This is a genomic window from Pseudomonas spartinae, from assembly GCF_965197125.1.
GTDB lineage: Bacteria > Pseudomonadota > Gammaproteobacteria > Pseudomonadales > Pseudomonadaceae > Aquipseudomonas > Aquipseudomonas composti_A.
Map to the genome: position 1 here is coordinate 1 of NZ_CBDAMB010000009.1, position 18,172 is coordinate 18,172.

The following is an 18,172-nucleotide window of genomic DNA, read 5'->3' on the forward strand; positions in this document are numbered from 1 at the left end:
CTTGACGACCATAGAGCGTTGGAACCACCTGATCCCATCCCGAACTCAGTAGTGAAACGACGCATCGCCGATGGTAGTGTGGTGCTTCACCATGTGAGAGTAGGTCATCGTCAAGCTCCTATACGAACGCCCAGTTTGCTAACGCAGACTGGGCGTTCTTCTATGTGCGCAAAAAATGGCGCGTGGCGGTGAGAGTCCCGGAGTGCCGGCCAAGCCCTCGTCAAGCTCCTATACGAAACCCCAGATCGCTAACGCGGTCTGGGGTTCTTCTTTGCGCGGCAGAAAGTCGTACAGGCCTGGGCGGGGCTGGCGGGTCAAGCTGCAGGGCCTGCTTGCGGGTGAGCAGCTGATCGCTGGTAAGCCGGCTCCTACGGGGCGGTTAGCTGGCAGACTGCCGTGCGAGTGCTTCGGTCTTGCAGGTTATCCTGGCTGAAGCCACTCCTACGGTACGCAGCCTGGGTCTGAGTGCTACTAAATCCCTGTGGCGCCCGCTTGGCGATGCGGTGATCGCCGCGCCTGGTTCGCTCTGCAAGCGGACTTAAGTAATCCCTTCTGCCAGTCGCCTTGCGTTGATGAATCACAGGTTATCAACGCGTACGTCCTCTTCGCATGACTATCGATTGATAGCACCTGATCTTCGCGATCCAACCAGACGTGGCGAGCACTAAGGCATTCTCTTATGCGTCAATCGAGCCGTATCACCTTCCGTTCCACCTTTCGCATCAAGATCAGTGATCGAGACAGCGACACCCTGATCGGTTACGCAGGCGATGTTTCCGAATGCGGGATGAAGCTGCTGAGCGATACACCCGTCGAACCCTCGACAGAGCTCCGGCTGCGGGTGCGCATGCGCGATCGTCTGGGCGAGATGCGTCAGGTAGATGTGGACATGATCTGCCAGTGGTCACTGGAGAATGTCCGTACAGGTTTCTTCGAAGCCGGTTTGGCTCTGCAGGGCGACTCGGCCGATTATGTCCGGCTGATCGAAGGCATGCGCAAACTGCGCGAGGAAAAGGCGTAGCGCTTTTGCGTGGCAGTGGTGGTGGAGGCGAAGTGCCGCACCCCACCGCTGTCATCGGCGAGTCAGGCTCAGCCCAGGGTGCCGAGGATGTTGACGCCTACTCTGTCCGGAATCTCGTTCTGTGACAGCACATGCAGGCCGGGGCTGAAGACGCGGGCATAGCGAGCCAGCAGAGGGCGTAGCTGCGGCATGACGGTGAGGATTGGTGGATGGCCATCCTTGCGCAGCTTCTCTTTCACCACCGGCATGGTGTTCTGCAGCTGGTTGAGCAGACTGGGTTCCACCGGGATGTTGTCCAGGCTTACCGGGCCGGCCTGCTGGGCGATGGCCAGGGCATTGAGCAGAGTGTTTTCCAGTGCGTTCTCGAGAATGAAGACCGAAAGCTCCTGGCGTTCACCGGCGATCATGCCGACGATGCTGCGACGCAGCGCATAGCGCACGTCGGAGGCCAGCAATACCGGATCCTTGGTCGATTCGCTGGCTTCGAGCAGGGTCGTGGCGATGGTGACGATATCCTTGAGCGGCACCTGCTCCTGCAGCAGTTGGCGGTAGACGCGGTGCTGCTGCGTGTAGCTGAGCTGACTCTTCAGACTCTCCGCCAGTTTCGGCGCCTGTACCTGCAGACGCTGCATCAGATGGTCGACGTCATCGTGCTTGAACACGTCCGGCAGGTGCTCGCGGATGACCTTGTTCAGGTGCGTGGCGATCACGCTGGCACAGTCGATCACCTGATAGCCAAGGTTGAGTGCGCGGGCCTTGTCCTCGGGCTGGATCCACACCACTTGCATGCGATAGGCCGGGTCTACGCCGAGGATGCCGTCGATCTCGCCATACAGCTCCGGCGAGGGGATGGCCATCATGCGATCGGCATGCAGCTCGGCGCTGTCGATCTTCTCGCCATTGATCTGGATGCTGTACTGCGACGCCTTCAAGCGCAGGCTGTCGCGGATATGCACTTCCGGCAGGAGAAACCCCAGGCTTTCCGAAAGGGTCTGGCGGACTCCGCGCACGCGCTGGGTCAGCGGCGCACCGGCGGCCTCGTTGACCAGGCCCACCAGCTTGTAACCCAGTGAAACCGACAGGCGCTCGACAAGCGGTATGTCTTCCCACGCCAGATTCTGTACCCGCTCCTGCTCCATTGCCTTGCCCAGCGCTTCGACCTGCTCGAGGCTGGTCGCTTCCCTGGGGGGGCCATTGCGCGCCACCATCCAGGCGATGAACGCCACCAGCGCGGCGAAGCTGATGAAGGCCAGGTGTGGCATACCTGGCACGAGCGCGAGAGTGAAGAGAATGCCGGCCACGGTATAGAGCAGTGCCGGCTGAGCGAGCAACTGGCGGTGTACCTGGTCGGTGATCTCGGACGACTCGTTGATCCGGGTGACGATGATGGCGGCCGCGGTGGACAGCAGCAGCGCCGGAATCTGCGCCACCAGGCCATCGCCGATGGTCAGTAGGGCGTACTGCTGGAAGGCCTGGCCGGCGCTCAGGTCATAGACGAACAGACCGATGGCGAAACCGCCGAACAGATTGATCAGCAGAATCAGGATGCCGGCGATGGCATCACCCCGGACGAACTTCGAGGCGCCGTCCATGGCCCCGTAGAAGTCGGCCTCCTTGGCCACTTCGGCACGGCGGCGCTTGGCTTCGTGCTGCTCGATCAGGCCGGCATTGAGGTCCGCGTCGATGGCCATCTGCTTGCCGGGCAGCGCGTCGAGGGTGAAGCGCGCGGTGACTTCGGAGATGCGCTCGCCACCCTTGGTGATGACGATGAAGTTGATGATCATCAGGATCACGAACACCACCAAACCGACGATGAAGTTACCGCCGATCACCACTTCGCCGAACGACTCGATCACCTTGCCCGCCGCGCCGGTGCCGGTATGCCCCTCGAGCAGTACCACGCGCGTGGAGGCGACGTTCAGGCACAGACGCAGCAGCGTGGTGATGAGGATCACCGTGGGGAACAGGGAGAAATCCAGCGGGCTCTTGGACGATACGCTGACCAGCAGCACCAGGATCGCCATGGCGATGTTGAAGGTGAACAGGGCATCGAGCAGCACGGGCGGCAGTGGCAGGATGACCATGGCCAGGATCGACAGGATCAGCACCGGGATGCCGATGCGGCCGCTGCGGAAGGTGGGCGCGAGTTGCTGCAGTAGGTTCATGGATCAGCCCCTGTTGGCCAAGCTGTCGGGAATCGGAAGGTTGCTCGCCAGTTGCGGCTTGCTTCTGCGGCCCTGGCGCCAGGCCTTGAGCTGCAGGATGTAGGTCAGCACGTGGGCGACTGCGGTGTAGAGCGGTGCCGGTATCTGCTGGTTGACCTGGGTGGTGAAGTAGATGGCACGGGCCAGAGGCGGGATCTCCAGCACTTCGAGCTCGTGCTTGCTGGCCATCTGGCGCATGTACAGCGCGGTTTCGTCGACACCCTTGGCCAGCACGAAAGGCGCGGCGGCCTTCTGGGTGTCGTACTTCAGGGCGACTGCGTAGTGCGTCGGGTTGGTGATGACCACGTCAGCGTTCTTGATCACCTTGCTGATCTGCCGTTGCAGCATCTGCCGCTGCAGCTGCTTGATGCGCGCCTTGACCTCTGGGCGACCCTCCTGGTTCTTGTGTTCCTCCTTGCGCTCCTGCTTGGTCATGCGCAGTTTCTTGAGGAAGAAGTAGCGCTGCAGCGGGATGTCGATGAAGGAGAACAGCACGAAGATCAGCATCAGACACAGGGTCAGATTGAAGGTCAGGTCAAAGGCCGCCGAGATCGCCTCGAGCACATTGCCGCGCTGCAGGGCGATCAGCTCCGGCAGGGCCGCGCGCACCAGGAGATAGCCGACCCCGAGCAGCACCAGCACCTTGAGGATCGACTTGAGCAGTTCACTCCAGTTCTGTGCCGAGAAGATTCTTGCCAGGCCGGTGATGGGGTTGAGCTTGCTGAGTTTCGGGGCAAAGTTCTTCGCCGAGAACACCCAGCCGCCAGGCACCAGCGACAGCGCTACCACCAGTACTGAGGTGAGCAGCAGGGGCGACAGCAGTTTGATGAACACCAGCAGGTTGTAGCCAAGCAGGGTGTCGAGATCATCCAGGTCGATCTCGCTGTGGCCGAACTGGATGTACGACAGGCGGAAGCTGTCGCTGAGCCCTTCGAGGAACAGCCCGGCGCTGAACTTGAGGATGAACAGGGTGGCGATCAGCGAGATGGTGGTCGACAGATCCTTGGAGCGCGCGACCTGGCCATCATCCTTGCTCTTCTTCAGTTTGTGCGCGGAAGCTTCTTCCGTTTTTTCCTGGCCGCTATTTTGCTCAGACATCGCCGCCCTCGCGCAGAATCAGACCAATGCCGTTGAGCAGCTCGCGAGTCAGGTGCAGGTAGTTGTCGGGCAGGTTCGGCAAGGTTAGGTAGATGCACAGCAGGCCCATCAGGATGCTGATGGGGAAACCCAGAGAGAACAGGTTCATCGCCGGCGAAATGCGGTTGAGCAAGCCGAAGCAGAACTGCACCAGGGTCAGGCAGAACACGATCGGCAGGGTCACCAGCACGGCTGCCGCCAGCACCCAGGCGAAAGCCTGGATGAAGCTCTGCGCGCCCAGGTAATTCAGCCCGCTGCCTACCGGCCAGAACAGGAAGCTCTGATACAGCACGCTGACGGTGACCAGGTGGCCGTCGATGGCGAAGAACAGCAGGACCAGCAGGATGAAATACAGCTGATAGATGATCGAGGACGACGACACCCCGTTCACCGGGTCGTTGTAGCGGGCCATGCTCATGCCCATCTGGGTCGAAACCACCTCGCCCACCAGCATGAAGATGGTGAACACCAGTTGCAGGGTCAGGCCCAGCAGCACGCCGAAGGCGATCTGCTCCAGCGCGGTCAGCAGGCCTTTGACCGACAGCGGGTCGATCTGCGGTATGTCCGGCAGGGCTGCGCCGAGCACCACCGTCAGCGCCAGGGCCAGCAGGATGCGTACGCGTACCGACACCGCCTTGTGGTTGAACAGCGGCGCCATGCTGAACAGGGCGGCGATGCGACAGAACGGCCACCAGTAAGCCTGCAGGCTGCTCAGATACTGGCTGGTTTGCAGCAGTGGCTCGTGCATGGGCATCAGCCGACCAGGTGGCCGGCCTGCTTGAAGGTTTCGATGAACAGATCACCCAGGGTGCGCAGGATCCAGTGGCCGGCGAATACCAGCATGGCCAGGGTGATCAGCAGGCGTGGGAGAAAGCTGAGCATCTGTTCGTTGATCTGCGTCGCGGCCTGGAAAATGCTCACCAGCAGACCGCCGAGCAGGCTTGGCACCACCAGCACGCAGACGATGATGCCGGTGACATAGACCGCATGGGCCACCAGCTCGGCGGCGTGTTCCGGCGTGAGCATCGCGAAGCCTCGCTAATAGGGCTGAATACTGGTTGTGAGGGTGCCGACCAGCAGCGTCCAGCCATCGACCAGGACGAAGATCATCAGCTTGAACGGCAGCGAGATCATCATCGGCGAGAGCATCATCATGCCCATCGCCATGAGCACGCTGGCCACCACCAGATCGATAACCAGAAAGGGTACGAAGATCATGAAGCCGAGCTGGAAGGCGGTCTTCAGCTCGCTGAGCACGAAGGCCGGCAGCAGCAGGGAGAAGTCCAGCTGGGCCAGGTCCTCGGGCATCTCCTCGCCGGCCAGGCTGACCAGGGTTTCCAGCGAGTTTTTGCTGGTCTGTGCCAGCATGAACTGACTGAGGATGCGCTTGCCTTCACCCATACCCTGTTCGAGGCTGATCTGGTCGGCCTCGAACGGTACATAGGCTTCGGTGTACATCTCCTGCCACACCGGGCGCATCACCAGCAGGGTCAGGCACAGGGCGATGCCGATCAGTACCGGGTTAGGTGGGCTCTGCTGCAGGCCGATGGCCTGGCGCAGAATCGCCAGGACGATGATGAAGCGGGTAAAGCAGGTCATCATCATCAGCATGGCCGGGAGAAAGCCCAGCAGCGTCATGATCAGCAGAATCTGCAGCTTGACGCTCAGGGTCTGGCCGTCTGCGGTGTCGTTGAAGTTGAACAGGGTGATGTCGCCGCCCGCCGCCTGGGCCAGCAGCGGGCAGCACAGGGCCGCCAGCAGCAGGCCGGATTGCAGCAGCCGACGCAGCATCACACGCCCAGCCCGCTGAGGCCGCTGCCGGACAGCTCGACGATGCGCAGGCCGTAGTTGCCGTTCATCACCACCACTTCGGCCTTGGCGAACAGGGCGCCGTTGACCTTCACGTCCAGCGGCTCGCCGGCCAGCTTGTCGAGGGCGATCACGCTGCCGGCGTCGACGTCCATCAGCTCCTTGAGGGTGATCTCGGTGGAGGCCACTTCCAGGGTGACGTTAACCGGGATCTTGCCGAAGAAGCTCAGGTCCTGCTGCGGCAGACCGGGCGGGACTTCTGCCGGCGCGGGCTCCTTGGCGGAGTCATCCAGATTGAGGCCGGCGTCATTGATCAGGCTGTCGAAATCGTTATCGGAAATGGGGCTGCTCATGGGGTCTTCACGCTCTCAAGAGAAGTCAGGAACAAGCAACCGTCCTCTTCGAAGATGGCGCCGCGAAACAGCTTCTGCTGGTTGATCTGTACGTCGCAGCGCTCCAGCAGGCGCATCGGCAGGATGTCGCCTGGGCGCAAGGCCAGCACCTGCGACAGCGGCATCTGCAGGCTGGCCACTACGCAGTCCAGGTGCACCGGCAGCTGGCGAATCTGGTTGAACGAGTTGCCGCTTTGCATGAGGGGCGCTGGAGGGGTGAGGCGGTTGGTCAGCTCATCGACCAGCTGCGTATCCAGGTAGATGAAGATCGATGCCTGGCTGCCGGTGATGTGGCTGGTGAAGTGAAACTCCGCCACGTACTCCCAGTCGGCTTCTTCATAGGCATTGTCGAACGGCTCGAGCTTGCCGAAGGTCTGGCCGGCGAGGAGCGAACGGGCGAACAACTGGCTGACATCCAGGCCCAGGCGCGTGCGCATGCGCTGTTCCGAGGTGCTCACCGGGGTGGCTTCATGGTTGGGCAGGCAGGTGCCGCCGTAATAGCACTCCAGTGCTTCGGTCAGCAGGGCGCGGTCCATGGCGAAGCCGACCTTGCCCAGTGCCGAGCGATACAGGCACTCGGCATCCTTGTCCAGGTGCTCATGAACATCGACCCGAAGCAGTTCGAGATTGATTCGATAGTTGCGTAGAAAGTAGTCGCTGATGATGCGCGGGTACTTGCTGGAGAACTCGCGAATATAGTGAGGAATCTTGTGATAGTGCCGGCCAAGTTTCTGCGGTTTCAACCGGGTCAGACTGTCGGCGGGCACGCCATGAAGGACTTTTTTAATCCCGCTCATGTTGTGGGCTGTATTCCTGGTTGTAACTGCAAGTGCGCCATCGAGCAGTCCGCTGGGCGTGCAGAGGGTGTTTTGATGTGCCGGCGGGCGTTAGCAGCAGCGCCTGGGCCAGGGCGTCGGATTCATCCGGGCACAGTGCTGCAGGCCAGTGATGACGGGGAGGAGTCTAGGCAGGGGGAGGGCAGAAAATTAAATCAATAGATATCAAATGCTGTTTTTGATAGCGAATGGCCGGCATTGATAGGAAATAACAGCAAGTAATTCGGCGATTTTCTGTGCGCTTGTTAACGTTCGCGCCGTGATCCGTCGCACGTAGATAAGGCGCGCCGCCAAGTGCTGCTGAAGTTGACCAATAGAGGCGACGGGAAGTTTCGAAAGATTAAGGGGCCATGTGAAAAAATCTGTCATCTGTTTGGCAGTTTTGAACACGGGGTCGAATGCCGCCGTCGGGCTCATGAAAGACAACGGGTGATTTACCTTGAAGCATTCAACTCAAACGGTAAGTTACGCCTGCGACGAGTTGTTCGATGAACAACTGGGGCAGCAACACATCGTCGTGGTCGGGCAGGCCGATGCTGCCAGTGAGCGCTTGCTGACCGGCGGTCTGCTACGCCAGGGTTTTCAGGTGCGCCGCTTCGCCAGTTGCCTGGAGCTGGACCCGCGTGCTCTGGAGAGCGCCAGCCTGGTGCTGGTTTTCGTCAGTAGCCTCGCGGGCAATACCCTTTATGCACAGGTCGGCGCCATTCTGCGCCAGGTCGGTCGCATCGGTGTGGTGCCGGTGGTGGAGTATGCCGACCAGGAAAAAGCAGCTGCGCTGCTGGAACTGGGCTGCGTCGATTACCTGCTGGCGCCGTTCAGTGAGGCCCAGCTCAGCGCGCTGCTGCGTCGTCAGGAGTCGGCCAGCGCAGGCGAAGAAGGATTTGTGTCCTGCTCGCAGGCCGGCCGCCGCCTGCTGGCCATGGCCCAGCGCGTGGCCATGACCCGTGCGCCGATCCTGATTACCGGCGAGACCGGCACCGGCAAGGAGCTGATGGCGCGCTATATCCACCGTTTTTCGGCGCAGGATGATGCGCCCTTCATCGCGGTGAACTGCGCGGCGATTCCCGAGCAGATGCTCGAATCCATTCTCTTCGGTCATGAGAAGGGCGCCTTCACCGGTGCGGTGAGCGCCCAGCCCGGCAAGTTCGAACTGGCCAATGGCGGCACGTTGTTGCTCGACGAGATCGGCGAACTGCCGCTGGGTCTGCAGGCCAAGCTGCTGCGCGTGTTGCAGGAACAGCGTGTCGAACGCCTCGGTGGACGTCGCGAGATCGCCCTGGACGTGCGCATCATCGCCGCCACCAACCGTGATCTGCCGCTGGAGGTGGCCGAGGGTCGTTTTCGCGCCGACCTGATGTTCCGCCTCGATGTCCTGCCGCTGCATATCAGCCCGTTGCGTGAGCGCAAGGAAGATGTGCTGGCCCTGGCGCGGCGCTTCATTCGCCAGTACGCCCCGCAGGACGCCCGTCACGAACTGCTGACCGAAGATGCCTGCCGCGCGCTGCTGGCGCATGACTGGCCGGGCAATGTGCGTGAGCTGGAGAACTGCCTGCAGCGTGCGCTGATCCTGCGCAACGGCCTGTACATCCAGGCTCAGGATCTTGGCCTGAACCTGCCACCCAGCAGCGTTCCGGAACCGGCACCGCGCCTGCAGCCACAGTCGCTCGAGGGCGGCAAGGCCGCGCTACGCGCCAGCGGCAAGTGGGCCGAATACCAACATGTGATCGACACCATCCGCCGTTTCGGCGGGCACAAGACCAAGGCCGCCGAAAGCCTCGGCATGACCCCGCGCGCACTGCGTTATCGCCTCAATGCCATGCGCGAGCAGGGCGTTCAGATTCCCGTCTAGGAGAAGCAAAGGATGAACCCGATTAGCCAGGTGCAGCAGAACCTGCTGGGCCAAATGGAGCAGCTCAAGGGGCTCGGCGAAGCGACGCCGATCAAACCCGCACAGGCATTCGCCGTGCAGACCGGCGAGCCAGGTTTTGCGACGGCCTTCGACGATGCGGTGCGCGCAGTCGACGCCCAGCAGCATCGTTCCGGCGAGTTGATGGCCGCGGTCGACAGCGGCCAGAGCGATGACCTGGTGGGAGCCATGATCGAGAGCCAGAAAGCCAGCGTCTCGTTCAGTGCCCTGATGCAGGTGCGCAACAAGCTGTCCAGCGCCTTCGACGACATCATGAAGATGCCGCTGTAAGCGGATCGAGGGCTGACGTGTGCTGCAGACCATAAGAAGCAAGCTGCCCGAAACCGGGCTGAAACTCGATCCGCGCATGACCCTGATCGGCCTGGCGCTGATCGCTGCGTTGCTGGCGGTTGGCGTGGTGTTCTACCTGTGGCGCGACCAGGGCTCCTTCCGCCCCCTGTACGGCACGGGTGAAGCGTATCCGGCGGCCGAGGTGATACAGGTGCTCGATGGCGACGCCATCAGCTATCGCCTGCACCCGCAGAGCGGCCAGGTGCTGGTGCGTGAGGACCAGATCGGTCGTGCGCGCATGCTGCTGGCGGCCAAGGGCGTGCAGGTCAAGGTGCCGGCCGGCTACGAGCTGTTCGACAAGGACGAGCCGCTGGGTACCAGCCAGTTTGTTCAGGACGTGCGCCTCAAGCGCAGCCTGGAAGGCGAGCTGGCGCGCACGGTGATGGCGCTCAAGGGCGTGGAAGGCGCCCGCGTGCATCTGGCGCTGCAGGAGAGCAGTTCCTTCGTGGTCGGCAAGCGCGAGCCAGGCAAGGCCTCGGTGATGTTGCAGCTGGCGCCTGGCTACAAGCTGGCGCCGGAGCAGGTCAGCGCCATCGTCAATCTGGTAGCCGGCAGCGTGCCGCAGCTCGATGCCGGCAACGTGCAGGTGGTCGATCAGTACGGCGCACTGCTGTCGCGCGGTATCGACACCCTGGGCGGTCCGGTGCAGAACTGGCAGGTGGTCGATGACTATCAGAGCAAGGCCGTGGCCAATGCCGAAGCGGTGCTGGCACCTGTGCTCGGTGGCGGCAACTATCGCATCAGCGTGTCGGCCGATATCGATTTCAGCCAGAAGGAAGAAACGTTCCAGGCTTATGGCGAGAACCCGCGTCTGCGCAACGAAGTGCTGCGCGACGAAAGCGTGCTCGACCAGCTGGCCCTCGGCGTGCCGGGTTCGCTGGCCAATCGTCCGCCGCAACCGGCGCCACCGGCCAATCAGCCCGCCAATCAGCAGGCGCAGGCGGCTGCCCAGGGCGACAACGCCAACCAGGCGGCGACTTCGCTGCGCAAGGAATCCAACCGCCAACTCGATTACGACCAGAGCATCACTCACGTCAAGCATGCGCCGTTCAGCCTGCGCCAGCAGAGCATTGCCGTGGTGCTTAATGCCGCAGTGGCCCCGGAAGGCGGCTGGACGCCCGAGGCGCGCGAGGAGCTTACGGCCATGGTCAAGAGTGCCGTGGGCTTCAACCAGGCGCGCGGCGACCTGCTGACGCTGAGCGTCTTCCCCTTTACCGATGCTGGTATCGGCGGTGCCGGTGAGGATCTGCTGCCCTGGTGGGAAAACCCCAAGGTGCATGACCTGGCCAAGCTCGGCGTGTTCGCGCTAATTAGTCTGTTGCTGCTGCTGATGGTGGTTCGCCCCGCCGTGCGCAGTCTGAGCCAGCGCAGCCAGTCCACTCTGGCCGCCCCGGCGGAAGGCGATGATCAGCTCGCGCTGCACGGCGAACGTGCGGCTGAGCGCCTGCTGGCCCGGGTCGGCGGCGATGCCCCGGGCGCCACCGTACTCGGCGAACTCAGCCCGCTGTCGGAGATTCGCCTGCCGGCGCCTGGCTCGGGCCTGGAACTGCAGATCGAACACCTGCAGATGCTGGCCAAGAACGATCCCGAGCGCGTCTCGGAAGTCATCAAACAGTGGATAGGGCGCAATGAACGAGACCTCAACCCAGCCTGACGGCCGCGGTGGTTCCACCGCCAAGGAAATGCGCCTGCGCGTGCAGAAGCGTTCGCTGAGCACTTCCGAGCAGGCCGCCATCCTCATGCTGAGCATGGGCGACGAGATTTCTGCCGGGGTGCTCAAGCACTTCTCGCGTGAGGAGATCGTCAGCATCAGCCAGGCCATGGCGCGCCTGTCCAACGTCAAGCAGCCGATGGTGTCTGATGTCATCGGCCGCTTCTTCGAGGACTACAAGGAGCAGAGCAGCATCAAGGGCGCCTCGCGTGGCTACCTCGACGGCATGCTCAGCAAGGCGCTGGGCAGCGAGATCACCCGTTCGCTGCTCGACAGCATCTATGGCGAGGAAATTCGCGCCAAGATGGCCAAGATGGAATGGCTCGACCCCAAGCAGTTCGCCGCGCTGATCGCCAAGGAGCACGCGCAGATGCAGGCGGTGTTCCTCGCCTTCCTGCCGCCGGGCATGGCCAGCGACGTGCTCGAATGCATGCCCAGGGAGCGCCAGGACGAGCTGCTGTACCGCATCGCCAACCTCAGCGAGGTCAACAGCGACGTCATCGCCGAGCTGGAGCAACTGATCGAGCGCAGCCTGGCCGTGCTCAGTACCCAGGGTTCGCAGGTGCGCGGGATCAAGCAGGCGGCGGACATCATGAACCGCTTCAAGGGCGACCGCGGGCAGATGTTCGAGCTGCTGCGCGCCCATGACGACCAGCTGGTCGAGCGCATCGAGGATGAAATGTACGACTTCTTCATCCTCTCGCGGCAGAACCAGGACGTGCTGCAGGCGCTGCTCGAAGCCGTGCCGCTGGAAGAATGGGTGGTCGCCCTCAAGGGCGCCGAGCCGGAACTGGTGCGTGCGATCCAGGGCGCCATGCCCAAGCGTCAGGCGCAGCAGATGGAATCGATCAACCGCCGTCAGGGCCCGGTGCCGCTGAGCCGCGTCGAGCAGGTGCGCAAGGACATCATGGCCGTGGTGCGCGAAATGTCGGCCAATGGCGAGCTGCAGGTGCAGCTGTTCCGCGAACAGACGGTGGAATGAGATGACGGTCAAGGTGATCAGCGGCGACGCCCGTGCGTGGCGCGCCTACCGCTTTCCGCCGCGCAGCAGCCAGCCGGAAGTGGACTGGAGTTCGGATCCGGCCGGTTTGCAGCGGGCCATGGCCGACGGTTTCCAGCAGGGTATCGAGAAGGGCTACCAGGATGGACTGCAGCAGGGCGAAGAGGCCGGGCGTCAGGCCGGCTTCGAGCAAGGCCGCGACGAAGGGCTGAAAATCGGCCGGGACGAAGGCCGCAGTGAGGGCCGCCGCGAGTTCGAACTGGCCGCGCAGCCGTTGCAGCAGATCAGCGAGAAGATCGAGCAGTACCTGGGCGAGCTGGAGCACAAGCGTCGTCAGGAGCTGCTGGAACTGGTCGAGAAGGTCTCGCAGCAGGTGATCCGCTGCGAGCTTACCTTGCACCCGACGCAGCTGCTGGCGCTGGTCGAAGAGGCCCTGGCCAGCATGCCCGGCGAGCCCGAAGAGGTGCAGGTGCTGCTCAGCCCCGAGGAATACGCGCGGATCAAGGCGCTGGCGCCGGAGCGCGCGGCGAGCTGGAAGCTGGTCGCCGACGAGCGCCTGGCCCTGGGCGAATGCCGCGTGGTCACGCCGCAGGCCGAAGCCGATGTCGGCTGCCAGCAGCGTCTGGACGCCTGCATCGAGACCCTGGCCGATCACCTGCACCTCACCGAAGCCTGACCCGGAGCCCTCGCCAGCATGCTCGACTACAAACTCGACGAAGCGCTGCGCTCGCTCGAAGGCGTGCAGCTGGCCAAGGTGGCCGGGCGCCTGGTGCGGGTCTCCGGCATGCTGCTGGAGAGCCTCGGCTGCCAGCGCAGCACCGGCCAGCGCTGCCGCGTCGAGCAGGCCGATGGCAGCCTGCTCGATGCCCAGGTGGTCGGTTTCAACCGCGATATCACCTACCTGATGCCGTTCAAGAAGCCGGTCGGTCTGGCCGCCGGTTCGCGGGTGTTTCCGGCCAAGGACGAAGCCGTGCTGCAGATCGACGAGTCCTGGCTGGGGCGTGTGGTCAACGGCCTCGGCGAGCCACTGGACGAACGCGGCAGACTCAGTGGGCGCGACCCGCTGCCGGTCGGGCTGCCTGCGGTCAATCCGCTCAAGCGGCGTCCGGTGGAGGCGGCGCTGGACGTCGGCGTGCGAGCCATCAACGGCCTGCTGACTCTGGGCAAGGGCCAGCGCGTTGGCCTGTTCGCCGGCTCCGGTGTGGGCAAGAGCGTGCTGCTGGGGATGATCACTCGCCAGACCAAGGCTGATGTGGTGGTGGTCGGGCTGATCGGCGAGCGCGGCCGCGAGGTGCAGGAGTTCATCCTCCATTCGCTGGGGGAGGAGGGCTTGCGCAAGGCCGTGGTGGTGGTGGCGCCGGCCAACGAATCGCCATTGATGCGCCTGAAGGCCACCGAGCTGTGCCACAGCATCGCCGCCTATTTTCGTGATCAGGGCCAGGACGTGCTGCTGCTGGTCGACTCGCTGACCCGCTACGCCATGGCCCAGCGCGAGATCGCCCTGGCGCTTGGTGAACCGCCGGCGACCAAGGGCTATCCGCCCTCGGTGTTCGGCATGCTGCCGGAACTGGTGGAAAGCGCCGGCAATGGCGAAAGCGGCAGTGGCAGCCTCAGCGCCATCTACACCGTGCTGGCCGAGGGCGATGATCATCAGGATCCGATCGTCGACTGCGCACGCGCCATCCTCGACGGCCATATCGTGCTGTCGCGTCGCCTGGCCGATGTTGGCCACTATCCGGCCATCGACATCTCGGCCTCGGTCAGCCGTTGCATGAGTCAGGTCGGCGAACCCGCGCACCTGGCGGCCGGGCGCCAGTTCAAGGAGTTCTACAGCACCTTCCAGAAGATCAAGGAACTGATCCCGCTGGGTGGCTACACCCCGGGCATGGACGCCAAGACCGATCGCGCCGTGCAACTGGCGCCCAGCCTCGAACGCTTCCTGCGCCAGGAGGTCGGCGCCAGTGCCGAGCTCGGTGCCAGCATCGCCACCTTGCAGAGCATCATCAAATGAAAGACCAGCTAGAAGTGCTCGGGCGCCTGGCCAGCCTGCGTGGCAACCGCGTGCAGCAGATGCTCGGACGGGTCAGCTATCAGCAGAATCTCTGTCAGCGCTATCGCAACAACATCACCGGCCTCAGCCGCCTGTGCGGTTTCAGCGTGCCGATGACCACGCCACTGCAGCGCGACAATCAGCAGCGCTACAAGGCGACCCTGTACAAGATGGTCGAGCTGCAGCGCCGCGAGCTGGCGCTGGCCGAGGAGAACCTGGCGCGCATTCAGCGCGAGTTGCTCGCGGCGATGCGCAGCGAAAAGGTCATCACCCAGTTTCTCGAGGGCAAGATGGGCGAGTGGCAGGACCTGCTTGCCCGCCAGGAACAGAAGATTCAGGATGGTCTGGCCGCGCAGGCCTGGTGGCGAACCCGGGTCAGTTAATTTTCGGCGGCGTGTTTAAGTTCTCGCCACCCTCGGTCGCTCTTGAGTCATAACACCACGCGAGTTGGATTCGAATCATGGAAATCAGCCGGCATCTCAAGCCCAGTCTCAACCTGCCCAGCGATGCGCCGGCGCAGGTGCAGAGCGCCCGCCCGCAGCACAGTGGCAATGCCCGCAGCAGTGCCAGCGAGGAACCACGCCTGGAGCAACTGCAAGACGCCCTGCGCAACCTGCCGGACGTCGACCTGGACAAGGTTGCCCAGCTCAAGGCCGCCCTCGCGCGCGGCGAACTGAGCAGCGATCCGGCCGCGTTGGCCGGCAGCATGCTGACCTATCACAGCGGTAGCGATGCGTGACCACTGCGCGTGAGCAACAGCTGCTTCAGGTGGTCGAGCAGGATCTGCATCAGGACTGCGCCGACTACCTGAGCCTGCGCGGGCTGATGCAGGAGCTGTATCAGCAGTTGCTCAAGCGCGACAGCCGGCAGATTGATCTACTCAACGAGCAGATCCTGCCACTGGTGGATCAGGCCAAGGCGCGGGCCGAGCGCCGCAGCAAGGTCCTGGCCGCCTTCCAGCTCGGCAGCGGCCACAGTGCCATGCACAAGCTGCTGGCGCGCTATCCGCAAACCCAGCGCAATCACCTCGCCCTCACCTGGGAGCAACTCGGCCAGCTGGCCGGCCAGTGCAAGCGCCTCAACGAGCGCAACGGCAAACTGCTGGCCATGCATAACGAGATTCTCGAACAGTTGCTCGGCGAGCCAGGCTCGGCGCAGCTGTACGCGCCGCAGCCTTATTGAGTCGCGGCTAAAGCCCCTCGCACATGGGCGAGTGCCAGCATCTGACTCGAGGGCTGCACTGTGGGAGGCGCTTCAGCGGCGACTGCCTCCTTGTGCAAAAAGCGACTATCGCGCCGTGCTAGACTCGCGCGCTTTCGATCTGTAGTGACTTCTTGCCGTGCCTCACACCGCTCTCGCCCATCCGCCACGCTGGCTCACCGATGCTCAGCTGCATTCGCAGCCGGTTGCCGGTGTGCGCGACTGGCTGTTCAACGAGGATTCACTGACCCGGCGCCTGACCGCGCTGTCGCACGACGGCTTCTCGGTGACGCCGTTGCAGGAAGGCTGGCAGGGCCTGCGCAATGACGAATGCGCGCTGCTCGGCGTGGCCGATGGCAGCCAGGGCTGGGTGCGTGAGGTGTATCTGCGTGGCAATGAGCAACCCTGGGTATTCGCCCGCAGTGTCGCCGCGCGTAGCGTGCTGGAAGGTTCCGGGTTGAATCTGGCGGAGCTGGGCAGTCGCTCGCTGGGTGAGCTGCTGTTCAGTGACCGGGCTTTCGACCGTGGCGAGTTGCAGGCCTGTCGCTATCCGGCGGCCTGGCTGCCGGACGAGGTGCGCGAAGAGCGCCTGTGGGCGCGGCGCTCCTGCTTCAGTCGCGGTGCGCTCGGTGTATTGGTTGTCGAGGTATTTCTGCCGGCGTTCTGGCCGGCAGCGGGTATTGACGCCTAGGGCGGAAACCGCGCAGCGTTTTCCACCAGCCATCTGCGCGACGTGCCCCGATCCGAAGGCGCCGTCGCATCTCGCGGCTGTGATGGTGGATGAAAAAAGCACCGACTACGCGCCCCGATCCACCCTACGCCAGCAACCCTCGTATAATCCGCGCAACCTGCACGGAGACGCCTCGATGTACACCCGCCTGCTGCAATCGACCACCCGCCTGCACCCGCGCGCCTGGGACTTCATCCAGCTGATGCGCCTGGACAAGCCCATCGGCATCTACCTGTTGCTGTGGCCGACCCTGTGGGCGCTGTGGGTCGCGGCCGATGGCATGCCGAGCGTGAAGAACCTGTTCATCTTCGTTACCGGCGTGATCCTGATGCGGGCTGCTGGCTGCGTGATCAATGATTACGCCGACCGCAACTTCGACGGCCACGTCAGCCGCACCCAGTTGCGGCCGCTGGCCAGTGGCAAGATCCAGCCGCGCGAGGCGCTGGTGCTGTTCGCCGTGCTGGTGGCGCTGAGCTTCGTGCTGGTGCTGTTCACTAATGCCACCACCATCTGGCTGTCGTTCGGCGGCCTGGCCCTGGCCGCCTGCTACCCCTTCATGAAGCGCTACACCTTCTACCCGCAGGTGGTGCTCGGTGCCGCGTTCTCCTGGGGTATGCCGATGGCCTTCAGCGTCGTCACCGGCGAGCTGCCGCCGCCCGAGGCCTGGCTGCTGTACATCGCCAACCTGCTGTGGACCGTGGCCTACGACACCTACTACGCCATGGCCGACCGTGAGGACGACCTGAAGATCGGGGTGAAGTCCACCGCCATCCTGTTCGGTGATGCCGACCGCCTGATCATCGCCACCCTGCAGGGCATGGCGCTGCTGTGCCTGCTCTTGGCCGGCGCGCGCTTCGAGCTGGGCCTGTACTTCCACCTCGGCCTGCTGGTGGCCGCTGCCTGCTTCGCCTGGGAGTTCCACGTGACCCGCCGGCGCGAGCCGTTGGTATGCTTCAAGGCCTTCCTGCACAACCACTGGGCGGGCCTGGCGATCTTCGTTGGCATCGTGCTGGACTACGCGCTACGTTGAGCCGTGCCGCGCACCTGTCATATCGCTGCAATAATTTCGTTATCTAATGCGGCGCAGACAGAGAACGAATAGAGGCTAAGGCCCCATGGTTGGCAAGAACATCCTGATCGTCGATGACGAAGCACCGATCCGCGAGATGATCGCGGTGGCCCTGGAGATGGCCGGTTACGAGTGCCTGGAAGCGGAGAATACCCAGCAGGCCCACGCCGTTATCGTCGACCGTAAACCTGACCTGATTCTGCTCGACTGGATGCTGCCCGGCACCAGCGGCATCGAGCTGGCTCGCCGCCTCAAGCGCGACGAGCTGACCAGCGATATCCCGATCATCATGCTCACCGCCAAGGGCGAAGAGGACAACAAGATCCAGGGGCTGGAAGTCGGTGCCGACGACTACATCACCAAACCGTTCTCGCCGCGCGAGCTGGTCGCCCGCCTCAAGGCCGTGCTGCGTCGTGCCGGCCCCAGTGACGGCGAGGCACCGATCGAGGTGGGCGGCCTGTTGCTCGACCCGATCAGCCACCGTGTGACCATCGACGGCAAGCCGGCCGAGATGGGCCCGACCGAATACCGTCTGTTGCAGTTCTTCATGACCCATCAGGAGCGCGCCTACACCCGTGGCCAGTTGCTCGATCAGGTCTGGGGCGGCAATGTCTACGTCGAGGAGCGTACCGTCGACGTGCATATCCGCCGCCTGCGCAAGGCCCTCGGTGATGCCTACGAAAACCTGGTGCAAACCGTGCGCGGGACTGGGTATCGTTTCTCCACCAAGGGTTAATCGCTGGCGTGAATTCGCGC

20 protein-coding genes and 1 rRNA gene are annotated in these 18,172 nt (G+C 63.4%); 14 read left to right on the plus strand and 7 right to left on the minus strand.

The window, feature by feature from the left end; translation table 11 throughout:
• Both rrf and ACN8M7_RS18680 read left to right on the plus strand, forming a co-directional pair.
• Positions 1–116: ribosomal RNA gene (gene rrf, locus ACN8M7_RS18675) — 5S ribosomal RNA — on the plus strand.
• A 563-nt stretch (positions 117–679) separates the two neighbouring features.
• Positions 680–1,021 (plus strand): PilZ domain-containing protein, encoded by a 342-nt coding sequence (locus tag ACN8M7_RS18680; protein ID WP_490261743.1) that lies wholly within the window; start codon positions 680–682, stop codon positions 1,019–1,021.
• A 68-nt stretch (positions 1,022–1,089) separates the two neighbouring features.
• On the opposite strand, the gene flhA is transcribed toward ACN8M7_RS18680, so the two are convergent.
• From flhA to ACN8M7_RS18715, 7 genes are read right to left on the minus strand one after another with little or no spacing between them, the layout of a single operon-like run.
• Positions 1,090–3,186 (minus strand): flagellar biosynthesis protein FlhA, encoded by a 2,097-nt coding sequence (flhA, locus tag ACN8M7_RS18685; RefSeq protein ID WP_490261744.1) that lies wholly within the window; start codon positions 3,184–3,186, stop codon positions 1,090–1,092.
• Between the two features lie 3 nt (positions 3,187–3,189).
• Positions 3,190–4,323, minus strand: coding sequence for a flagellar biosynthesis protein FlhB (gene flhB, locus ACN8M7_RS18690; RefSeq protein ID WP_490261745.1), 1,134 nt, complete (start codon positions 4,321–4,323; stop codon positions 3,190–3,192).
• Positions 4,316–5,110: a flagellar biosynthetic protein FliR gene (gene fliR, locus ACN8M7_RS18695; RefSeq protein WP_490261746.1), complete on the minus strand. Its 795-nt coding sequence runs from the start codon at positions 5,108–5,110 to the stop codon at positions 4,316–4,318. Before fliR ends, flhB begins: the two co-directional genes overlap by 8 nt.
• 5 nt (positions 5,111–5,115) lie before the next feature.
• Positions 5,116–5,388: a flagellar biosynthetic protein FliQ gene (locus ACN8M7_RS18700; RefSeq protein WP_036998720.1), complete on the minus strand. Its 273-nt coding sequence runs from the start codon at positions 5,386–5,388 to the stop codon at positions 5,116–5,118.
• Between the two features lie 12 nt (positions 5,389–5,400).
• A complete protein-coding gene (fliP, locus tag ACN8M7_RS18705; RefSeq protein WP_036998726.1) occupies positions 5,401–6,153 on the minus strand; it encodes a flagellar type III secretion system pore protein FliP in 753 nt (250 codons plus the stop codon).
• Entirely contained in the window at positions 6,153–6,524 is a 372-nt protein-coding gene (gene fliN, locus ACN8M7_RS18710; RefSeq protein ID WP_490261747.1) for a flagellar motor switch protein FliN, read from the minus strand. The genes fliP and fliN overlap by 1 nt, the downstream gene beginning before the upstream one ends.
• Positions 6,521–7,360, minus strand: a complete 840-nt coding sequence (locus tag ACN8M7_RS18715) for a FliM/FliN family flagellar motor switch protein (protein WP_061238286.1) — start codon at positions 7,358–7,360, stop codon at positions 6,521–6,523. Before ACN8M7_RS18715 ends, fliN begins: the two co-directional genes overlap by 4 nt.
• Positions 7,361–7,838: 478 nt before the next feature.
• On the opposite strand from ACN8M7_RS18715, the gene ACN8M7_RS18720 reads away from it, so the two are divergent.
• From ACN8M7_RS18720 to phoB, 12 genes are all read left to right on the plus strand, one after another.
• Positions 7,839–9,248: a sigma-54 dependent transcriptional regulator gene (locus tag ACN8M7_RS18720; RefSeq protein WP_490261748.1), complete on the plus strand. Its 1,410-nt coding sequence runs from the start codon at positions 7,839–7,841 to the stop codon at positions 9,246–9,248.
• Positions 9,249–9,260: 12 nt separating this feature from the next.
• Positions 9,261–9,596, plus strand: a complete 336-nt coding sequence (gene fliE, locus ACN8M7_RS18725; protein ID WP_490261749.1) for a flagellar hook-basal body complex protein FliE — start codon at positions 9,261–9,263, stop codon at positions 9,594–9,596.
• Positions 9,597–9,615: 19 nt separating this feature from the next.
• A complete protein-coding gene (fliF, locus tag ACN8M7_RS18730) occupies positions 9,616–11,310 on the plus strand; it encodes a flagellar basal-body MS-ring/collar protein FliF (protein ID WP_490261750.1) in 1,695 nt (564 codons plus the stop codon).
• Positions 11,285–12,349: a FliG C-terminal domain-containing protein gene (locus ACN8M7_RS18735; protein ID WP_061238290.1), complete on the plus strand. Its 1,065-nt coding sequence runs from the start codon at positions 11,285–11,287 to the stop codon at positions 12,347–12,349. The genes fliF and ACN8M7_RS18735 overlap by 26 nt, the downstream gene beginning before the upstream one ends.
• Position 12,350: 1 nt before the next feature.
• Positions 12,351–13,043 carry a flagellar assembly protein FliH gene (fliH, locus tag ACN8M7_RS18740; protein ID WP_490261751.1) on the plus strand — a complete coding sequence of 231 codons (693 nt, stop codon included), beginning with the start codon at positions 12,351–12,353 and terminating at the stop codon, positions 13,041–13,043.
• 18 nt (positions 13,044–13,061) lie between these two features.
• Positions 13,062–14,378, plus strand: coding sequence for a flagellar protein export ATPase FliI (fliI, locus tag ACN8M7_RS18745; RefSeq protein ID WP_061238292.1), 1,317 nt, complete (start codon positions 13,062–13,064; stop codon positions 14,376–14,378).
• The gene (locus tag ACN8M7_RS18750) at positions 14,375–14,800 is read left to right on the plus strand and encodes a flagellar FliJ family protein (protein WP_490261752.1); all 426 of its coding nucleotides are present in this window, start codon (positions 14,375–14,377) and stop codon (positions 14,798–14,800) included. The genes fliI and ACN8M7_RS18750 overlap by 4 nt, the downstream gene beginning before the upstream one ends.
• A 77-nt stretch (positions 14,801–14,877) precedes the next feature.
• Positions 14,878–15,156 (plus strand): flagellar biosynthesis anti-sigma factor FlgM, encoded by a 279-nt coding sequence (flgM, locus tag ACN8M7_RS18755; RefSeq protein ID WP_061238294.1) that lies wholly within the window; start codon positions 14,878–14,880, stop codon positions 15,154–15,156.
• Positions 15,153–15,599, plus strand: coding sequence for a flagellar export chaperone FlgN (flgN, locus tag ACN8M7_RS18760; protein WP_490261753.1), 447 nt, complete (start codon positions 15,153–15,155; stop codon positions 15,597–15,599). The genes flgM and flgN overlap by 4 nt, the downstream gene beginning before the upstream one ends.
• Positions 15,600–15,756: 157 nt before the next feature.
• Positions 15,757–16,308 (plus strand): chorismate--pyruvate lyase family protein, encoded by a 552-nt coding sequence (locus tag ACN8M7_RS18765; RefSeq protein WP_490261754.1) that lies wholly within the window; start codon positions 15,757–15,759, stop codon positions 16,306–16,308.
• A 175-nt stretch (positions 16,309–16,483) separates the two neighbouring features.
• Entirely contained in the window at positions 16,484–17,377 is an 894-nt protein-coding gene (gene ubiA / locus ACN8M7_RS18770) for a 4-hydroxybenzoate octaprenyltransferase (RefSeq protein WP_490261755.1), read from the plus strand.
• 85 nt (positions 17,378–17,462) lie between these two features.
• Positions 17,463–18,152, plus strand: coding sequence for a phosphate regulon transcriptional regulator PhoB (gene phoB / locus ACN8M7_RS18775; protein WP_024310067.1), 690 nt, complete (start codon positions 17,463–17,465; stop codon positions 18,150–18,152).
• Positions 18,153–18,172 lie beyond the last annotated feature (20 nt).